The 20408-nt window shown below is 39.4% G+C and carries 17 protein-coding genes; 9 read left to right on the top strand and 8 right to left on the bottom strand.

The genetic code is table 11. The features are described from left to right. The 4 genes from IPK35_02720 (at window position 1) to IPK35_02705 (ending at window position 7775) form a co-directional block, all read left to right on the top strand. Window positions 1–3162 (top strand): SusC/RagA family TonB-linked outer membrane protein, encoded by a 3162-nt coding sequence (locus IPK35_02720; protein ID MBK8052211.1) that lies wholly within the window; start codon window positions 1–3, stop codon window positions 3160–3162. Window positions 3163–3199: 37 nt separating this feature from the next. After that, a complete protein-coding gene (locus IPK35_02715) occupies window positions 3200–4612 on the top strand; it encodes a SusD/RagB family nutrient-binding outer membrane lipoprotein (protein ID MBK8052210.1) in 1413 nt (470 codons plus the stop codon). An 89-nt stretch (window positions 4613–4701) separates the two neighbouring features. Beyond that, window positions 4702–6234, top strand: a complete 1533-nt coding sequence (locus IPK35_02710; protein ID MBK8052209.1) for an arylsulfatase — start codon at window positions 4702–4704, stop codon at window positions 6232–6234. After that, a complete protein-coding gene (locus IPK35_02705) occupies window positions 6231–7775 on the top strand; it encodes a sulfatase (protein ID MBK8052208.1) in 1545 nt (514 codons plus the stop codon). The genes IPK35_02710 and IPK35_02705 overlap by 4 nt, the downstream gene beginning before the upstream one ends. 3 nt (window positions 7776–7778) lie before the next feature. Here IPK35_02705 and IPK35_02700 read toward each other — a convergent pair whose 3' ends face one another. After that, window positions 7779–8147 carry a YraN family protein gene (locus IPK35_02700; protein ID MBK8052207.1) on the bottom strand — a complete coding sequence of 123 codons (369 nt, stop codon included), beginning with the start codon at window positions 8145–8147 and terminating at the stop codon, window positions 7779–7781. 109 nt (window positions 8148–8256) lie between these two features. Here IPK35_02700 and upp point away from each other — a divergent pair, with 109 nt between their 5' ends. From upp to IPK35_02685, 3 genes are all read left to right on the top strand, one after another. Further along, the gene (gene upp, locus IPK35_02695; protein ID MBK8052206.1) at window positions 8257–8907 is read left to right on the top strand and encodes a uracil phosphoribosyltransferase; all 651 of its coding nucleotides are present in this window, start codon (window positions 8257–8259) and stop codon (window positions 8905–8907) included. A gap of 15 nt (window positions 8908–8922) precedes the next feature. Continuing rightward, window positions 8923–9468, top strand: a complete 546-nt coding sequence (locus tag IPK35_02690; GenBank protein ID MBK8052205.1) for a rhomboid family intramembrane serine protease — start codon at window positions 8923–8925, stop codon at window positions 9466–9468. A gap of 204 nt (window positions 9469–9672) precedes the next feature. Continuing rightward, a complete protein-coding gene (locus IPK35_02685) occupies window positions 9673–10296 on the top strand; it encodes a copper homeostasis protein CutC (protein MBK8052204.1) in 624 nt (207 codons plus the stop codon). A gap of 353 nt (window positions 10297–10649) precedes the next feature. Here the strand turns inward: IPK35_02685 and ilvC are convergent, their stop codons facing one another. The 7 genes from ilvC to IPK35_02650 form a co-directional block, all read right to left on the bottom strand. Then, a complete protein-coding gene (gene ilvC, locus IPK35_02680; protein MBK8052203.1) occupies window positions 10650–11693 on the bottom strand; it encodes a ketol-acid reductoisomerase in 1044 nt (347 codons plus the stop codon). A 44-nt stretch (window positions 11694–11737) separates the two neighbouring features. Next, window positions 11738–11893 (bottom strand): hypothetical protein, encoded by a 156-nt coding sequence (locus tag IPK35_02675; GenBank protein MBK8052202.1) that lies wholly within the window; start codon window positions 11891–11893, stop codon window positions 11738–11740. Between the two features lie 119 nt (window positions 11894–12012). After that, window positions 12013–12537: an acetolactate synthase small subunit gene (gene ilvN / locus IPK35_02670; GenBank protein MBK8052201.1), complete on the bottom strand. Its 525-nt coding sequence runs from the start codon at window positions 12535–12537 to the stop codon at window positions 12013–12015. A gap of 17 nt (window positions 12538–12554) precedes the next feature. Next, window positions 12555–14291, bottom strand: coding sequence for a biosynthetic-type acetolactate synthase large subunit (gene ilvB / locus IPK35_02665; protein ID MBK8052200.1), 1737 nt, complete (start codon window positions 14289–14291; stop codon window positions 12555–12557). Window positions 14292–14321: 30 nt separating this feature from the next. Further along, window positions 14322–15986: a dihydroxy-acid dehydratase gene (gene ilvD / locus IPK35_02660; GenBank protein MBK8052199.1), complete on the bottom strand. Its 1665-nt coding sequence runs from the start codon at window positions 15984–15986 to the stop codon at window positions 14322–14324. A 206-nt stretch (window positions 15987–16192) separates the two neighbouring features. Continuing rightward, the gene (locus IPK35_02655; protein ID MBK8052198.1) at window positions 16193–16861 is read right to left on the bottom strand and encodes a rhomboid family intramembrane serine protease; all 669 of its coding nucleotides are present in this window, start codon (window positions 16859–16861) and stop codon (window positions 16193–16195) included. 44 nt (window positions 16862–16905) lie between these two features. Further along, window positions 16906–17583, bottom strand: a complete 678-nt coding sequence (locus IPK35_02650; protein ID MBK8052197.1) for a hypothetical protein — start codon at window positions 17581–17583, stop codon at window positions 16906–16908. 579 nt (window positions 17584–18162) lie between these two features. Here IPK35_02650 and IPK35_02645 point away from each other — a divergent pair. Beyond that, window positions 18163–18753 carry a thymidine kinase gene (locus IPK35_02645; GenBank protein MBK8052196.1) on the top strand — a complete coding sequence of 197 codons (591 nt, stop codon included), beginning with the start codon at window positions 18163–18165 and terminating at the stop codon, window positions 18751–18753. Between the two features lie 134 nt (window positions 18754–18887). After that, the gene (locus tag IPK35_02640) at window positions 18888–20408 is read left to right on the top strand and encodes a sodium:solute symporter (protein MBK8052195.1); all 1521 of its coding nucleotides are present in this window, start codon (window positions 18888–18890) and stop codon (window positions 20406–20408) included.

Here is a 20408-nt window from a genome sequence, read left to right as displayed (position 1 = left end):
ATGAGGAGATTTTTTACTTTACTAATTTTTGGCGTATTACCTTTATTTATTTGGGCACAGAATCGGACGATTACGGGTACGGTAGTATCTTCTGCCACTGAACCACTAATCGGAGTTACCGTATTGGTGAAGGGTACAAATGTGGGTACTGTTACGGACATAGATGGGAATTATTCAGTAAATGTACCGGAAACGGCAAAATCGCTGGTATTTAGTTCAATAGGATATATAAGTACTGAAATACCTATCGGGTCAGGAAACAGACTGGATGTAATTATGAACGAGGATCAGATAAGTCTCAGTGAGATAGTCGTAACGGCTAATGCTATTGCCCGTGAAAAGAAAGAACTCGGCTATTCTGTTGCCACTTTAAAGGGAGATGAGTTTCTCAAAGCGAGAGAAACCAACATTGTCAACTCCATGGCAGGAAAGATAGCCGGCGTAAGGATTTCACAGCAATCCGGAACTGTCGGTGGGTCTTCAAGAGTAATGATCAGAGGAGCCAACTCGATATCATCTTCCAGCGAACCATTATTTGTAATCGATGGTGTTCCTATTTCCAATTCTTCTTTCAATAACTCGGAGACGGATATCGTCACAGGAGGTTTTGATGTAGGTAACAGAGCCGGAGACATCAATCCGGATGATATCGAAAGTATGTCTGTACTAAAAGGCGCTGCAGCATCAGCCTTATACGGATCAAGAGCCAGAAATGGCGTTATCGTTCTTACCACAAAAAGAGGAAAAGCAAATGCAGAACGAAAAACAAATATCACACTTAACTCTTCATTTCGTACAGATAACGTCTTCAGATTGCCTGAAATACAAAGTGAGTATGCTCAAGGCAATTTAGGTGTTTATAATCCGCAATTGGCCAATGGATGGGGTCCTAAAATCAGTAGTATGACCAGCGAGGTTACCGATTATAAAGGAGAGAAGGCCATACTCAAGAGTCATCCTGACAACTGGAAAGACTTTTATGTTAGAGGAAGCACTTATATCAATTCCATTTCTTTTGACGGGGCTAATGAAAAGACGGACTATAGAGTTAGTTTTACCAATCTTGCCCAGACAGGTATCATTCCTGAATCCAAAATGGGAAGAAATACATTGTCATTTAACGGGGGTACAAAAGTGACTGACAAACTTACATCCAGAATTTGGTTGAATTATGTCAGAACTACCAGTGATGGTCGTCCGGCTCAGGGTTCAAACACAACCAATATTATACCAACCATCATGACAAGCCTTCCGGCTACCATTGATATCAAGGAATTGAGAGACAACTTATTTGCACCTGCAACACAAGCTTTTCCGGCTGGTTTTACGGGAGATGTGGCTCGAGCCATCGATCTTAACGGGGTGCAAAACAATCCATACTTTGTTTTAAAGTACAATCGTTTTTCCAATGCCGTGGACAGAGTATATGGAGGAACAAGTTTAGGGTATGATGTCACACCATGGTTTAACATCATGGGTAGGGTAGGAACAGACTTCTTTACAGAAAACAGAAGGGCTGTAACCAGAAAAGGTACCAGAGGAAGGTTAAACGGACAGTTTGAGACTAACGATATGTTTGAGAAAGAACTCCAGACGGACTTGATCGGATCTTTTACATTTGATCTGACTGATGACATAGGACTGAAAGCTATTGTTGGACACCAGTTCAACCAAAGAACACTGAGAAGATCAAGGGTATTATCTGAAGGGTTGAACATAGATCAGTTATATACATTTGCCAATGCACAGTCCAATGTACCTTCCAACTTTACCAGCAGAAGAGAAATTTTTGGTGCTTATGGTGATATCAGCTTAAATTATAAAAATTATCTCTTTTTAAACGTTACGGGAAGAAATGACTGGAGTTCAACACTACCTGTTGAAAACAATTCATATTTTTATCCATCCACCAGTCTTTCATTTTTACTTACTGAGGCATTTCCTGATTTAAGGAAGAATGGTATATTAAATTATGCAAAAATCAGAGCCAATGTCGCCAATGTGGGTAGTGATGAGGATCCTTATCAGTTGTCATTCACTTACAACCCGTTGACTCAGGCGACTGATATCTATACATTCAACATCCTGTATCCGATAGGCGGAGCATCCGCTTTTGGTGCTACGAATGTTTTACCTCCTACCAATCTTTTACCTCAAAGACAAAACTCCTGGGAAGCGGGAGGAGAATTCAGCTTCTTTGATAGCAGGGTCAATCTTGATCTCACCTATTACAGGACTATAAATTATGACCAGATCATTTCTATTGCTATTCCACAGACTACAGGATATTCTGCGAGAAGACTTAATGTAGGTCAAATTTCTAATAGAGGTTTTGAAGCGTTATTGGCAGTTCAGCCTATCAGAACAAAATCAGGATTTAAGTGGGATGTAGCGTTCAATTTCAACAGAAATATAAACAGAGTAGACAAGCTGGCAGACAACCTTCAGGAATTTATTATCACTTCGGGTGATGGATTTGGAATCTTTATATCAGCAAGACCTGGAGAAACATTCAATATTCAAGGGGTAGGATGGCTCAGGGACGATAAAGGAAATTTAGTCATCAATCCTTCAACAGGGTTGAGAACTCCCGGACCAAGAAAACTTTTGGGAAATATTTATCCTGACTGGACAATGGGAATCAACAACTCTTTCTCCTTTAAAAATCTGAATTTCAGTTTCCTTATTGATATCAGAGAGGGTGGCGTCATCAATTCACAGACAGTAAGTATTTTGAGAGGCTCGGGTATGGCACTGGAGACAACAGAAAACAACAGAACACCGTTTGTGGACAAAGGGGTAAACAGAAATGCTGACGGTACTTTTACTGAAAATACGAAAGCTGTAGCTTCGGTACAACAATACTATGGCACCTTAGATAACTCTACCAGCCCGGAAGATAATACTTTTGATGCATCATATATCAAGTTGAGAGAGATAAGACTTTCATATACACTTCCGGACAAATTAATGGCAAAGACACCTTTTGGAGGAGCGTCTTTGGCTCTTGAGGGAAGAAACCTTGCTTTGTTAAAGTCTCATGTACCTCATATCGATCCTGAAAGTAATGTTTTGGGCCCGGGACTTATAGGCGAAGGCCTTGAAAGAGGTTCTGTACCGAGCAGCAGAACAATTGGAGTAAATTTACGTTTATCATTCTAAATCAACAATTTATCAATCTATTAAAAATTATTGAATCATGAAAAATTTAATTCTTTTAATCATCATTTCACTTTCCATTCCATCATGTTTTCAGGATAGTGATATCAATATTGATCCCAACAGATCTACGACGGTAGATCCGGCGTTATTATTTTCAGGAGCAGCAACACAGTTTTCATTGTTGAGAGTAGCTGAATTGACATGGCCTGTTGCCTTGGGTAGCCAAATGTGGGCTTCAGGTGGCAGATGGGGACTGCAACAAGCCCAATATGATCAAACCAGGGTAAGAAGTGCCTGGGGACGAACCTATACAGATGTCCTTAAAAATCTTAATGTAGCTTTGGATAACATACAGGCAAACCCAAATCCAAATAAAAATTCCATAGCTCAGATAAAAATTCTTATGGCTTTTGTCTATTCACAAACCAGCTTTTTGTGGGGAGATATACCGTTTTCAGAAGCTGCAACAGGAAAGGTGGACTTACCTAAGTTTGACCTTCAGAAAGATGTACTTGAAGGTTGTATCAAAATGCTTGATGAGTCCATCGCCAATTTAGATAATGCCGGCAAAGGTATACAGGCCCCTAGTGACCTTTATTATGGAGGAAACTTGGCTCGGTGGAAAAAATTCGCCAATTCTCTAAAACTGAGAATACTGTTCAGTATGGTAGACGCAGATCCTTCAAAAGGTGCGGAAATCGGTAAATTGATGGCGGTCAACAACTTTATCAGTTCTGTGGACGATGCCATGCAATTTAAATACTTTAATCAGCCGGGAAGACAAAACCCCAGATTTTCTTTCACTGCAATATTCCGTGGAGGAGTGCAGTCTGACTGGTATTGCTCCAAGCCCGTTTATGACCTTCTGGTAGAGTTGAAAGATCCGAGAATCCCGTTCTTTTTCCAAAAAGGAGTAGATGCTGCGCCAAATGAATTTATTGCTCTAAATTCTACCGAGACATTTAATACTAAATCAGCATTGGTCAATATGAATCTGCTGAGAGCTGATTTACCGGAAGTTTCATTTTCTTACAGTGAACAATTACTGTTTGAAGCCGAGGCGATTGCAAGAGGATTTGCGCCGGGAGGAATGGATGCTGCTACTGCAAGAATGAGAAAGGGCGTGGAAGAGTCTTTAAAATCTTTTGGTGTTGCAGCCGCCGATGCTACAAAATATGCCAATGATCTGCCAGCATTAACCAGTGCAAACTTTGTCAAACAATTGGCAGAACAACAATATCTTGACCTATTTATGCGTCCTGTGGAAGGCTGGACTCAAAACAGAAGATCAGGAGCTATTGGCAAGGAAATTCCTGCTTTAAAAACACCAGCAGCGGCACCGGTGCCAGGTTTGTTCAGAAGATTACTTTACAGAAGTGAAGAAATAAATTCCAATCCCAACACACCAAAAGGACTTAATATAGATAGTCCTATGTGGTTTGATAAATAAAGGGAATAATTTTTGAAACATATAATTTTAAGTCCTGCATCCTGAAAAAGTGCGGGACTTTTTTTAGTATTGCAGTCCATTAGGCTCATATGAACAGATATATCCTTTGCCTTTTTTATTTTTTTCCGCTTTTGGCATCCGGCCAAAATAGGCCTAATGTAATCATTATTTATACAGACGACATTGGGTACGGTGATTTATCCTGCTACGGAGCATCAAAGGTCCAAACTAAAAATATTGACAAACTTGCCGCCGAGGGCTTACGATTTACACAAGCTCATTGTCCTGCGGCTACCTGTACTCCATCAAGATATGCGCTTTTGACAGGCGAATATTCGTGGAGAAAACCGGGGACAGGTGTAGCTCGCGGAGATGCACCTATGATCATCACTCCTGAAAGATATACGCTTGCAGATATGTTTAAATCTGCCGGGTACACTACCGCCGTTACAGGCAAATGGCATCTGGGGTTAGGAGCAAAAGACCGGCAGGATTGGAATGGGTTGATGACACCGGGGCTAAGGGATATTGGGTTTGACTATTCTTACATCATGGCGGCCACCGGTGACAGAGTACCATGCGTGTTTATGGAAAATGACAAGATCAGAAATCTCGACCCCACAGACCCCATTCAAGTCAGTTATACTACACCATTTGAAGGACTTCCTACCGGAAAAAATAATCCCGAATTGTTAAAGGTACACCCAAGCCACGGGCATGATCAGGCTTTGATCAACGGGATATCAAGAATAGGGTATATGAAAGGAGGAAATAAAGCTTTATGGGTTGACGAAAATATAGCTGACTCGATCACGACAAAAGCTGTGAAATTCATCGAAAATAATCACAACAACCCCTTTTTCCTGTATTATGCGACTAACGATATTCACGTGCCGAGAGTACCGCATCCGAGATTTGTGGGCACTACAGATATGGGACCCCGAGGAGATGCTATAGTTCAGATGGATTGGTGTGTAGGACAGATTTTGTCCACTCTGGACAAATTCCATTTGCGTGATAATACGATAATCATTTTAACAAGTGACAATGGTCCGGTGGTCGACGACGGATATAAAGATGATGCAGTTGAAAAGCTGGGTGGTCATACACCTTCTGGAGGACTCCGTGGTGGTAAGTATAGCAAATTTGAAGCTGGTACCAGAGTGCCTTTTATCATCAGATATCCCGGAAAAGTAAAAAAAGGAGTATCTCATGCTTTGGTCAGCCAGATAGATATGATCTCCAGCCTGGCTTCTTTGCTGAAAATATCCATACCTGAAAATAGCGCACCTGATAGTTTTGATGCGTGGAAGACTTGGTCGGGCAAAGAAACGAAGGGAAGAAAGTATGTCATAGAAGCTACCAACTCTGCATCTCTATCAATCAGAACAAACCAATGGAAGTACATTGAGCCAGGTAGTAACGCACATAAATATGATAAATACACCAATATTGAGCTTGGAAATGATACCATAGATCAGCTTTATGATCTAAAATCAGATCCCGGAGAAACCAAAAATCTGGCAATTCATAGAACTGATATCCTCAAAGAAATGAAGGCACTACTGAAAACAATAAAAGAATCTGAGGCCACACGATTTAAAGAAAAAATGAGAAAATGAAACGTATAAAAACAATTGTATTTTTTGGTATAGCAATATTGTTGGTACAATGCTCAATATTAGCTCAATCACAGAACAAGAGACCGAACATCATCATGATTTTTTCGGACGATCACGCGTTGCAAGCGATTAGTGCATACGGGAGTCCGCATATAAAGACTCCTAATATAGACAGAATAGCATCAGAAGGTGCCATTTTCAAAAATACATTTGTTACCAACTCTATCTGTGCCCCTAGTCGGGCAGTATTGCTTACAGGTAAGTATAATCACATCAATGGTCAATACGACAATCGTAACGAAACCAAAATAAATACCGGTCAGGATATGTATCCTAAGCACATGCAACAACACGGATATCAGACAGCCTGGATCGGAAAATGGCATATCAATAACCTGCCACAATATTTTGATTACTGGAAGATCCTCCCGGGACAAGGGTTGTATTATAATCCTGATTTTATCCAAATGGATTCATCAAGGGTCAGAATAGATGGATATACAACGGATATCATAACGGAGCAAGCTATCGAATGGCTTGATAATGGAAGGGATAAAACCAAACCATTCAGCTTGGTCATCGGACACAAGGCGCCTCACAGAGAGTGGCAACCGGATACAAAAGATCTCCATGCTTTTTATGGCAAACCCTTTGCTGTTCCGGATAACTTTTTTGATGGCTATAAGGGAAGAAACGCCGCAGCGCATCAGGATATGGAGATTAAAAACCTTCGGTGGGACTGGGATTCTAAAGTAAACTCTCAGGATCTGCCATTTGTAAAAAGAATGACTCCCGAACAAAGACAAGCCTGGAATCAATATTATGATGCTGAGAATGCAAAGTTGGATACCAGCCGTATGACATCAAAAGAAATAGCGTTGTGGAAATATCAAAGATATATGCATGATTATTTGGCATGTATATTATCACTGGACAGAAATATCGGGAAAGTACTCGACTATCTGACCAAAAAGGGCTTGGACAAAAACACCATTGTCATGTATTCATCAGATCAGGGATTTTATCTTGGTGAACATGGCTGGTACGACAAAAGATTTATGTATGAGCAGTCACTTCGTGCACCATTTGTCATGAAATATCCGGGAGTGATTACACCCAAAACAGTGATTGAGGATATGGTGGTCAACATTGATTTTGCCCCAACATTACTGGATATAGCCGGAATAAAAGCGCCATCAGATATGCAGGGGAAATCAGTGTTGCCATTGACACAAAAGGCTCAACCGGTTAAAAATTGGCGCAAGAGCATGTATTACCATTATTATGAATATCCTGATCCGCACAGAGTGCTGCCTCACCTCGGTATCAGGACAGAAAGATATAAATTGATCTTGTTTTATGGAGGCGGCAATCATTCATGGGAATTATTTGATATGAAAAATGACCCTGATGAAATGCATAACATCTATGGGCAATCGTCCAATAGAAAATTGACCAATAAGTTAAAAAAAGAATTAAACCAACTGATGATCCAATACAAGGACAATGAGGGATTGAAGATTTTGGCAAAAGCCGAGTAAAAGTCAAGAAATACCCGGAAAAAAGGCATCTTTGAAATGGGTGATGGCTGGATTTCTTTTTTTATCAAAAACGATAGAAATAATATCAAATCTAATGGCCCAATCATGGCCTACCTTTTCCATATATCTGTTGGCGGCATCAATAATCAGATTTTCTTTATAGGCGGAAACGCTATCTTCGGGTTCACCAAAATAAGTATAGGATTTGGATTTGACTTCTACGAAAACGAGCACGTCCTGATCTTTACAAATGATGTCAATTTCTGCCTTACTGTATCGCCAGTTTCGTTCCAGAATAGTATATCCCAATCCCTGAAGAAAAGCCGTAGCAGTATCTTCGCCCAAGAGACCTATAGTTTGTTGTCGTGCCATAAAGTGTTACAAAATTAACATTTATCGATTAGTTTTGTATTTAAGTCAAAAATAAAGTACATAGTTACAGAGATAATTGGCATCTTTGTGGATACAATTTCCAATTGATATGGTACACAACCTGTCTTTAAAAAACTCCATTGCCAATACATATCTTGCTCAGTTAAGAGATGTCAATATTCAGAATAATCGGCTTCTTTTCAGGAAAAACATGCAAAGATTAGGTAATATTTTTGCTTATGAAATCAGTAAACATCTGACATATCATGAAATAGAGACCGAAACACCTCTCGGAATAGCCAAGTGTAAAGTACCTAACAATAAGATAGTATTAGGGACAATACTCAGGGCAGGCCTTCCATTACACGAAGGATTGTTGGAATATTTTGATGATGCAAATAATGCTTTTGTGGCGGCATACCGCAAAAACCATAAAGACGGTACCTTTGAGATACATATGGAATATATCACTTGTCCTGATCTGACCGGGGCAACAGTGATACTGACCGATCCAATGCTGGCCACCGGAGCATCCATACAAAAGACAATCGAACATATGCAGGAATACGGAAAATGGGATCAACTGCATATTGTATCTATTATAGCATCGTCTTTCGGCGTAGATTATGTACGAAGATTGTATCCTGAGGCACACCTTTGGATGGCTGCTGAAGATGAAGAACTTACTGCCAAGTCGTATATTGTACCCGGTCTTGGAGATGCTGGAGATCTTGCTTTCGGTAAAAAACTCCAGGAATAAAAAACCAGCCGTATTATGAAAATAAAATGGAATGCTCCGGTTGTATTGACTTTTGCGCTTATCTGTACAGGAGTATACATTGCTAATAAATTTATGTTGGGTAAACTCATGCCACTGTTTACGGTGTACCCATCTGTGGATTGGACAAATCCTTTTTCTATCTTTAGCTTGGTGAGTCATGTAGCCGGGCATGCATCTTTGGAACACCTACTCGGAAATCTGACTTTCATTCTACTTTTGGGTCCCATCATTGAGGAGAAATATGGCTCATCGCGTTTGTTTTATATGATATTGATCACAGCCTTAATTACAGGCTTAATCAATATTTTCTTTTTTAATACAGGCCTAATGGGAGCAAGTGGTGTCGTGTTCATGATGATTCTCCTGGTTTCATTTACCAATGTCAATGCAGGAGAAATACCCGTTACATTTATATTGGTGGCATTACTATTTGTGGGGAAAGAACTGCTGCAAAGCGTTGAAGTCAACCAAATTGCCGAATCAGCACACATCATTGGTGGTTTATGCGGAAGTTTTTTTGGTTTTAAAGGAAGAACATAAGACTCCTGAATGTTCATAATCTGAAAAAAGCGCGCATCGTTTTTTTAAAATTCCAACATTATTACCATTACCGGGGTGTGATTTAACTTTTTGGAGATTTTACATTAAGTAAAACAATTTTGGTTTCATTTAGTTAGGGTTTGGATAATACTTCTTTGTGTTACCTCATTTTTTTACCCTTCAATATCTGATAAAACAAAAACAATGATTAAAGAAGCGTGCGTGGAAACATATGAAGAAAGTCTGAGTGCCATAAAAAATGGAGCAGACCAGCTTGAAGTTTGTAGCCACATGGAGCTTGACGGTTTGACTCCTGATAAAAATCTCATTAAAAAACTTATCTCTACATCTGACATTCCCATAAAAGTGATGATACGGTCACGTGGAGGAAGTTTCATCTATTCCAAACACGAAATTTCTGAAATGGTGAAGACAATAAAATGGTTTAAGAAGCTACCAATATCAGGTTTTGTATTCGGTGCTTTGAAACTGGATGCTCAAGGAAATAGTATTATTGATACACATGCCTTAAAAAAGATTTGCAATACAGCGGCTCCTTTTCCTGTAACATTTCATAAAGCTATTGATCTTTGTGCAAATATCACAGAGGAAGCAGAGAAACTTAAGGTATTTTCAAATATCAGATTTATCCTCACCTCCGGCGGCCAAAGTACAGCTGAAGAAGGAGCAAATACATTAATAAAAATGAAGCATACTGTCTCCCCGAATATACATATCATTGCTGCTGGAAAAGTGACAACTCAAAACCTTGAAGGTCTCAGGGAAAGACTTGGATTTGAGTATTTTCATGGAAGAAGTATAGTTTGATCATTTGAATCTACAATCGATTGTGCATTCGATTTCGCACGAAGTTAACCAGTATAGCTTGCAAACCAGACTTGGTTGCAGGGATTTCATTTTTTGATTTTCGGTCTGTTTACACAAGATTATTTGGGTGTATCACCAAACAAAAGGAATTTTTATTAATGTGCAATTGTGGGACACAGCAATATATAGTGGACAGAAAATATTCTGCGAAAAATTTGAATCATAATGTATTGTAAATTAAATAATTATGATTGCAAATTTTCGCAATCAATTTTCTGTTTGGTATAAACAAAAACCGGGTGAGAGTGTAATATCCCAACCGGTTCTGTTTATGGTAATTTGTTTGTTAATACTTATGCTTTAGGTCTAAGGCTTCTCACCACCTTACCTGCTTGCCACATTTCTGAATCTCTTAGTTCTTTCAATTCAGCATCAAGTTTTACTCTATAGTCTGTCTGTGAATTGGTATCGATAGATCTTTGAGCTTCATTTCCTGATGCTACACTTGAGTATAAGTCTTCAAATACAGGTGATACTGCATCTCTGAATTTGTTTTTCCAGTCAAGTGCACCTCTCTGAGCTGTGGTACTGCAGTTGGCATACATCCAGTCCATACCGTTTTCGGCTACTAAGGGCATAAGTGATTCAGTCAGCTCTTCCACAGTTTCATTAAATGCTTCTGAAGGGCTGTGACCATTCTTTCTGAGTACATTGTACTGAGCTTCAAAGATACCCTGAATAGCGCCCATCAGCGTACCACGCTCTCCTGTAAGATCACTGAACACTTCTTTTCTGAAGTCAGTCTCAAAGAGATAACCGGATCCTATACCGATACCAAGAGCAATGACTCTTTCCTTTGCCCTACCTGTAGCATCCTGGAAGATAGCATAGCTGGAGTTGAGTCCTTTGCCTGCAAGGAATAATCTGCGCAGACTGGTACCCGAACCTTTAGGAGCGGCGAGAATCACATCAATATCTGTTGGTGGGATAATGCCTGTTCTTTCCTTGTACGTCACACCAAAGCCGTGAGAAAAGTACAATGCTTTGCCTGTAGTCAGATATGGTTTTAATACTGGCCAGACCGCAATCTGTGCCGCATCTGACAATAAGTACTGAATAATGGTACCTCTTTGTGCTGCTTCTTCAATTGAGAACAATGTTTCTCCCGGAACCCAACCATCTCTGACGGCTTTATCCCAGGTAGAAGAGTCTTTTCTCTGACCGATGATTACATTGATGCCATTATCTCTGAGATTCATAGCTTGTCCCGGACCTTGTACTCCATAGCCGATGATGGCAACGGTTTCATTTTTTAGAATTTCTCTTGCTTTTTCAAGTGGAAATTCATCACGGGTGACTACATTTTCTAATGTTCCTCCAAAATTTAATTGAGCCATTTTTTTATTAATTACGTATTTAAAATTAAGAATTACAAATGATGTTATTTATACCTAAAAATCCAAAATGATAATCTATTACGACCTCCAAATACTGTACTCCGACCTATAAAACAACATGACCATGAAGTCAGATGTGCTGACGGTTCCTTCACTAAATTGAGCTCCCACTCAATTTTGCTGTTGCACCGTTCAGTCATGCACACAGCATGATTTGTCGCTAAAAGTGCTTCCGCCGCGGCGGATTTTATTTGAAGCTCTCACTACGAATCTCATTTTAGATATTTAGGTTTTCAAAGTTTTTAGGCGGAAATACAACTTACTCCAGCCCTTCTATGGATTTCAGATAATTTTTCAATCTTTCCATCGGTTTTACGATTGCTACACGTCCGGAACGTACAAACTCATAAATGCCTACTTCCCGTAGCTCATTGAGCAGTGCTTCTGTTTCGGTTCTGTGTCCTGTTTTTTCTATGACGATATATTCTTTTTCTATTGACAGTATTCTTGCGTTGTGCCTTCGGATCATCTTTTCTACACTATCTCCATCATAAAAAGCTTCTGTAGGTACTTTATACAGTGCTATTTCCTGATGTATAATCTGACTATTGTCATAGTAAAATGCCTTCAGCACGTCCACTTGTTTTTCAATCTGATCAGTAAGTTTTCGGACTTGGTCTTCTTCCAGGACGACCATGATAGTAAACCTATATATTCCTTCCATCGAAGAAGGAGACACCGTGATACTTTTGATATCAAAGTGCCGTCTGGTGATGATCGCAATGACACGACTCAGGATGCCTGTTTTATCTTCAGTAAATACTGTAAGTGTATATTCCTGCATTTTTGATATAAATTTGGTTATTCCAATACAATTTCGTCTACAGCTTTTCCTGCAGCTATCATTGGAAATACATTATCTTCTTTTTCGACCATGACATGTAACAGAAACGCACCATCATAGTCGAGCATTTCTTTTACCGATGATTCGAGTTCTGATGCCTTGCTGATTTTTTTGGCCTTTACACCAAAACCTTCGGAAATCATGCAGAAATTGGGGTTTTTAAGTTCAACTGATGAATATCTCCGTTCGAAAAACAACTCTTGCCATTGTCTTACCATACCTAAAAATTCATTATCAAGGATGATAATCTTTACCTGCACATCCCACTGGGAACATACCCCCAATTCCTGAAGGGTCATTTGAAATCCGCCATCTCCTACAAAAGCAAGTACCGTTCTGTCCGGTGCTCCGAATTTGGCGCCTATTGCTGCCGGCAAGCCATAACCCATGGTACCGGCACCTCCTGATGATACCCACTGGTCATGACCGAGCCATTCATAGTATCTTGCTGTGGCCATCTGATGCTGTCCCACATCGGTAGCAACAATTGCCTTGCCTTGTGTTTGCCTTGATATTTCTCTGATCACTCTGGCCATAGTGAGTGACTTGCCTTCTGATGTATCCAAATCCCTTTTGATGACTTTTTCAAATTCTTTATGGTAAAGTGCATCAAATTCTGCATACCATTCCGGGTATTCTTTTTTATTGACCAATGGCAATAAAGCTTCGAGGGCATCATTGGCATCAGCGTGAAGGGCGACATGGGAGATGACATTTTTGTTGATCTCTGCCGGATCAATCTCTATGTGTATCACTTTGGCCTGCTTTGCATATTTTGAAAGATTTCCAGTGACTCTGTCATCAAAACGCATACCTATAGCTATGAGAAGATCGCAGGAATTGGTCAGCATATTGGGTGCAAGGTTGCCATGCATGCCGAGCATACCTTTGTTCAGTTTGTGATCTGATGGTAGTGCTGACAATCCGTGTACTGTACTTGCTGATGGTATCCCTGTTTTTTCGACAAACGCTTTGAATGTTTCCTGAGCATGAGCGATATGAATTCCATGACCGGCCAGAATAAGTGGTTTTTTCGCCTTGTTGATCAGTTCGGCTGCCTCTGCTACACTTTTCTGATTGATCACAGGTTTGGGATGATATGATCTTAAGAGAGGCTTTTTGTTATATTCAAAATAACTCTCTTCTACTTGTGCATTTTTTGTAATATCGATCAGTACGGGACCGGGTCTTCCTGAATTGGCTACATAAAATGCTTTTGCAATTGCATCACTGATTTCAGATGCACTTGTGACCCGACAATTCCATTTTGTGACTGCATTGCTACATGCTACCACATCTACTTCCTGAAAAGCATCAGAACCAAGAAGATGAGCAAAAACCTGACCAGTGATACAGACCAAAGGAGTAGAATCCATCAATGCATCAGCCAGTCCGGTGATAAGATTGGTGGCTCCGGGACCTGAAGTGGCAAAAACTACTCCCGGTTTTCTGGTTACTCTTGCCATCCCTTCAGCTGCGTGTATGGCTCCCTGTTCATGACGGGTAAGAATGTGGGTTAACTTGTCTTCAAAATGAAACAAAGCATCATAGATAGGCATAATAGCTCCACCCGGATATCCAAATATGGTATGAACATCTTCTTCAAGGAGGCATCTCATCACAATTTCTGATCCTGTGATTTTGATTTTCTGTTTTATAATCTCTGCATTTGACTTAACTTCTAAAACTTCCATAGTAATAATAAATTTATGGAGATAAATAAATCAACAAGTGATACATCCATCACTGGCTGAAGCAACAGTTTGTCTGTATTTTTTAAGAAATCCTTTTAAAACTGCGTCAGGTTTTTGCCAGGCAGCCCTTCTTGTTGCAAACTCCTCTTCTGAAATGTCTGCAGAAAGGATGTTATTTACCGAGTCAATGGTGATAATATCTCCATCTTGAACCAATGCGATATTGCCTCCGTCATAAGCTTCAGGAGTGATGTGTCCCACTACAAACCCATGAGTTCCGCCGGAAAACCGGCCGTCAGTAATTAATGCAACATTTTTTCCTAAACCCGCTCCCATGATCAGAGATGTAGGTTTGAGCATCTCGGGCATACCCGGTCCGCCTTTAGGACCACAGTATCTTATCACAATGACATGACCTTCAGTGATTTCCTTGTTCTGAATACCTCTGTTTGCGGCTTCTTCGGAGTCATATACCTTGGCTGTACCTGTGAATAATTCTCCTTCTTTTCCGGTGATTTTTGCCACAGACCCTTTAGAAGCCAGATTTCCGTATAAGATTTGAATATGACCGGTGGGTTTGACGGGTTGTGATACCGGAAATATTACGGATTGTTCGCTTCCGAGTGGCTGTACATTTTCAAGATTTTCTGCTATACTCTTTCCTGTGACAGTCATCTGCGAACCATCCATCATACCTTCCTGAAGCATCATTTTCATTACACCCGGTATGCCACCTACATTATGCAGATCCTGCATGACATATTTGCCACTTGGTTTCAGATCAGCAAGAAAAGGGGTGTCATTACTCCATCTTTGAAAATCATCTATACTGAACGGAATTTCAAAAGCATGGGCTACAGCCACAAGGTGCAGAACAGCATTGGTACTACCACCAAGAACCGTGATCAGTCTTACTGCATTTTCTATTGACTTTATATTGACAATATCCCTTGGTTTCAGGTCTATTTCAAGCAAATGCCTGATAGCTTTTCCGAGATGCGCACATTCGTCTGTTTTATTTTTACTGATAGCAGGATTGGAAGAGCCATATGGTAGTGACATGCCCAGTGCTTCTATAGCAGATGCCATAGTATTGGCAGTGTACATACCGCCGCAGGCTCCCGGACCCGGGCAAGCTTTCAGAACCACTTGCTCAAAAGTTTCCTGATTTATTTCACCGCTCAGTTTTTGACCCAATGCTTCGAATGCAGAAACAATATCCAGATTTTTACCTGCATGACATCCCGGAGCTATGGTGCCACCATATACAAGTATACCTGGTCTGTTGAGTCTTCCGAGGGCCATCAATGCACCGGGCATATTTTTATCACATCCTACCACTGCGATCAGTCCGTCATACCATTGGGCAGATACAACAGTCTCAATAGAATCAGCTATAATGTCTCTGGATGGCAATGAAAAACGCATTCCGGCAGTTCCCATAGAAATACCATCACTCACACCTATAGTATGAAATATGAGACCTATCAAATCTGTGGCATTGACACTTTTTTTGATGTCTTTTGCCAGATCATTGAGATGCATATTGCATGGATTACCATCCCAACCGGTACTGGCAATACCAATCTGTGGCTTCTTCAGATCCTCAACAGTAAGTCCGATAGCATGAAGCATCGCCTGAGCTGCCGGTTGTGTAGGGTCCTGAGTTACATGTTTGCTGAATTTATTAAGCATAAAACGGTAAATGGTTTTTTTAGTATTTCTTATTTTGGAGTGTAAAGATAGCCTTACAATGCCCATACTATGATCAATTTTGTAAAATCGTTACAACTTTCAAAAAGCATCAACGGGTTTTATAACATTGATAATCAATTATATAGATACTTTGTCTTTACTATCTATATAGTGTATTAGTTGTGATCATACGTCTTTGACAAATCTTAGTTGTCAGCATTCATGTCACTACTATCTCTTAAAAGCGACTCATAATAGCGTTCGATTTTTGTTTTTTCAAATATATCTCTGGGGAGAAAATAACTTTTCGAAGACGGATCATTTGACCAGGGTGATTCGTGAAACTGCTTTTCATCATCTTCTACCACACTCTTGAGCAGAAAGGCAGTCATAAGCCCTACAATAGCACCAAATAAATGACTCTCCCAAGAGATATTTTTTTCCACACCAGGAAAGATACTTTCCACGCTACCTGCATATAAGACCAGGACAATCAAAGATAGCACTATTGATTTTGTGTTTTTCTTGAATACACCCGTCCAGAACACAAAAGCTATCAACCCATATACTACACCACTGGCCCCGATATGGTATGAAGGTCTGGCAAATAGCCACACCAATATGCCTTCTCCCAACATGATCATCACCAGACTTTTTAAAAATGCCTTTCTGTAAAATAGTGCCATGATAGATGTCAAGATGAGTAATGGTAATGTATTGGACGCCAGATGACCCCATGTACCATGCACAAACGGGGAAGTAAATATACCTAAGAAACCCGACCACTCTCTGGGATAAACACCAAAAAAGTAAAGCCTTATACCAGAAATGACTTCAAACAGTTTTACAGACCATAAAATCAATATTAACATCAATGGAATCAATATTGAATTCAGGAATTTCTTATAGTCTTGATGCATCAAATATATTTTCTCTTGATATGGCGAACAAAAGTAGCCGCTTTTTTAACCTTATTTTCAGCAGTCCATCCATATTTGTACATAACATGATCGGTCAGATATTGTTTTGCATCGTCAAAGTTTTTGAACTGATTGAGCGTGCCCATGATTTCATTAAAAGCTGACTGATCATTTCCGAATAACTCCTGTTGGGTAAAAACTCTCTCATTGATACCCATAGACTTTGTAAGGTCTGCAATCGGAGATAAGCTAAGTTTGTCTGACAAGTCGGCGATCCTTTCATCTGCAAAGATTTCAGCGGCAGCATCCTCACTATTGGGTGACAATACGACAGGAATCTTATCGTGTACTTTAGCAGGCTCGGGGATTTTTACTTCAGGGATAACTGGTTTTGGTGCTGTTGCAATTTGTTGAATTTCAACAGGAGTAGCTACAGTAACCTGTGGATGATGTACAAGTTTTTCTTCTGCTTGTGCAGGCAAAACCACTTCTTCCTGAATGACTTTAACTACAGGTTTTATCCGTGCTGGTTTGTCATCCAGAGCGATATCGTAAAGTTCTCTGATATACCCTAAGAGCAAATCTCTTTCTAATGTGGATAGCGAACTTTCAGGTGATACACTGTCAGTCAATGCAGCAATTTTTTGAAGAATTTTATTAAAACCCTGAATATTCATTTGATAATATATTATAAATTTATTTAATGTGTGCAAAAATTATACCAAATATGCTTTTCCAGATAACAATTTTAGATCTTATTGCATACTTAAAATTTCATATGTTGTTTCGTCCTGATTTGAAAAGCAAAGTATGGACTAAGCTCTCATCAAACGTATAATATGAATTCTAAGTATGTTTTTAGTTACCCACTTTACCTTTTGAACTGTGGATACGATTATACTTGAAAATTTTGCCATGTCAAAACCAAAAATTCCTATTTCAATTTTGTACATTTTATATCTATAATGAGTTCCGTGATGAAGGCCAAAAGCACAATAAAATCAGCACTTTTTGCGACAAATCATACTGTGTGCAGCTATGCTGTAGTCACTACTTTGGTGCGAAGCAAAAAGTGATCCGCAGCGGCGGAGACTGATTTTGAAGTGATTTTGGGCTGTAATAGGAAATTCATTCTAGATATTTAGGTAGTAACAAAACCCTAAGCAATCTGTCTCCATCCTTTCCAATAAAATATATAAACTAAACATCTTCTCAATCTCTTGAATAATTTTTTACTTTGTGGCAAATTGAGTAATATGTTTTTGGAGCCAAGTTTCAGAGGTCAGCGTAGCGGATGGATTGAAGTCATTTGTGGCTCCATGTTTTCGGGAAAGACGGAAGAGTTGATCAGAAGACTGAAGAGAGCAAAAATAGCCAATCAGAAAGTGCAAATATTCAAACCATCAAGAGATACAAGATATGATATAATAAAAGTGGTTTCTCATGACGAAAACGCTGTAGATTCTATTCCTGTAAAATCCAGTGTAGATATATTTGACCATGTAAGGGATGTAAATGTAATTGGAATAGATGAAGCACAGTTTTTTGACGAAAACTTAACTGAAGTGTGTCAGAAATTGGCGATAAAAGGTGTTAGGGTCATCATTGCCGGATTGGATATGGACTTTAAGGGTAGGCCGTTTGGTCCCATCCCATCACTTCTTGCTGTAGCTGAATATATCACAAAGGTACACGCCATCTGTCCACACTGCGGAAACCTTGCTACCCACTCTTACAGACTTAGCAATGAACAGGATACCGTATTGCTCGGCGAAAAAGATCATTATGAGCCTCGATGCAGAGTGTGTTATGAAATGGGAAATATCCTAAATCTCCGCTTAGGTTGATTTATCTTAACTGATAAACATGTCCTAAGAAAATTTTTAAATATACTCATAATAATAAATTATTTTTATAGTATGATATTCGATAACGGTGATTAAAACTTATCTTTAGCCGCAATTTGATTAAAATATTTTGTATGTCACCTTTGATGCTTTTTTCTTTTGTATTTGGATATTTCCTTTTGCTGCTGGCAGTAGCTTGGTATACATCCAAAAACTCTGATAATGAATCATTTTTCATAGGAAATCGCAACAGTAACTGGCTATTGGTGGCTTTTGGTATGGTGGGAACTTCACTCAGTGGAGTCACTTTTGTAAGCGTACCTGGTACTGTGGGCACTGCCGGTTTTGGTTATTATCAGGTAGTTTTGGGATATTTTATTGGATATTTTGCTATCGCATTTATATTACTACCCTTGTATTACAGGATGAATCTTACTTCTATATACAGGTTTCTTGAGGAGCGGTTTGGTCCGGTTTCTTACAAGACAGGCGCCTTGTTTTTTATTGTTTCCAGGACTTTGGGAGCCACGGCCCGTATGTATTTGGTAGTAAACATTTTACAGATTTTTATCTTGGATGCTATGGGAGTTCCCTTTATCCTGACGGCTTTTGTGATGTTGCTGTTGATATTGCTTTATACATTTGAGGGTGGTGTAAAGACCATTGTCTATACGGATACATTACAGACAACTTTTATGTTGTTGGGCCTTGTGGTATGTATTTTTGCCATCATGAATAAGATGGATTATTCTATAGGACAAACTTTTTCAGCATTAACAGAAGGTGGTTTTATGAAAATCTTTAACACTGATGTCAATTCTTCAGGATTTTTTCTGAAACAAATCCTTGGAGGTGCATTTATCACCATCGCCATGACGGGACTTGATCAGGAAATGATGCAAAAGAATATAAGTGTCAAAACACTGGGAGGCTCACAAAAAAACGTGATCACACTGGCTACGGTTTTGCTTGTAGTCAATATGCTCTTTTTAATCCTTGGTGGTCTTTTATATCTTTATGCTGCGCAAAACAACATTGCAGCCAAAGGTGATGATATATTTCCATCTGTGGCGTTGGGTGGTTATCTTGCACCTGCCATCGGAGTAATTTTTATTATAGGACTGGTATCTGCATTATTTCCAAGTGCGGATGGAGCATTGACTGCAATGACATCATCCTTTTGTATTGATATTTTGGGAATGCAAAAAGATGCCATAAGTACGGATAAGGCAAAAAAGAAAACACGTCTCACGGTTCACCTCAGTTTTACAGTATTGTTTTTTCTGTGTGTTCTCATATTTAAATGGATCGATGATAAGTCCATTATAGATGTGATACTCAAGCTTGCAGGATATACGTATGGCCCGTTGTTGGGATTATTTACTTTTGGCATTTTTACAACAAGAGTACTGAATGATAAAAAATCATTATGGGTATGTCTGGCATCACCGGTTGTTATATTTATACTTGATCTGATCAATAATGCAGAATGGTTTGCCAAAAAACTGGCGTTAAGTCCGGAGACAACTGCAACTATAACTCAATATTCTGACTCAATTTTTTCAGGATATAAGATAGGAATAGAAATTCTCATACTTAATGGAATCATCACTTTCCTCGGACTTTGGATGGTATCAGACAAAAAATCAAACTAA

It is taken from the genome of Saprospiraceae bacterium (genome assembly GCA_016713025.1).
In the GTDB taxonomy this organism is placed as follows: domain Bacteria; phylum Bacteroidota; class Bacteroidia; order Chitinophagales; family Saprospiraceae; genus OLB9.
This window is presented reverse-complemented; position numbering and strand designations above follow the sequence as displayed.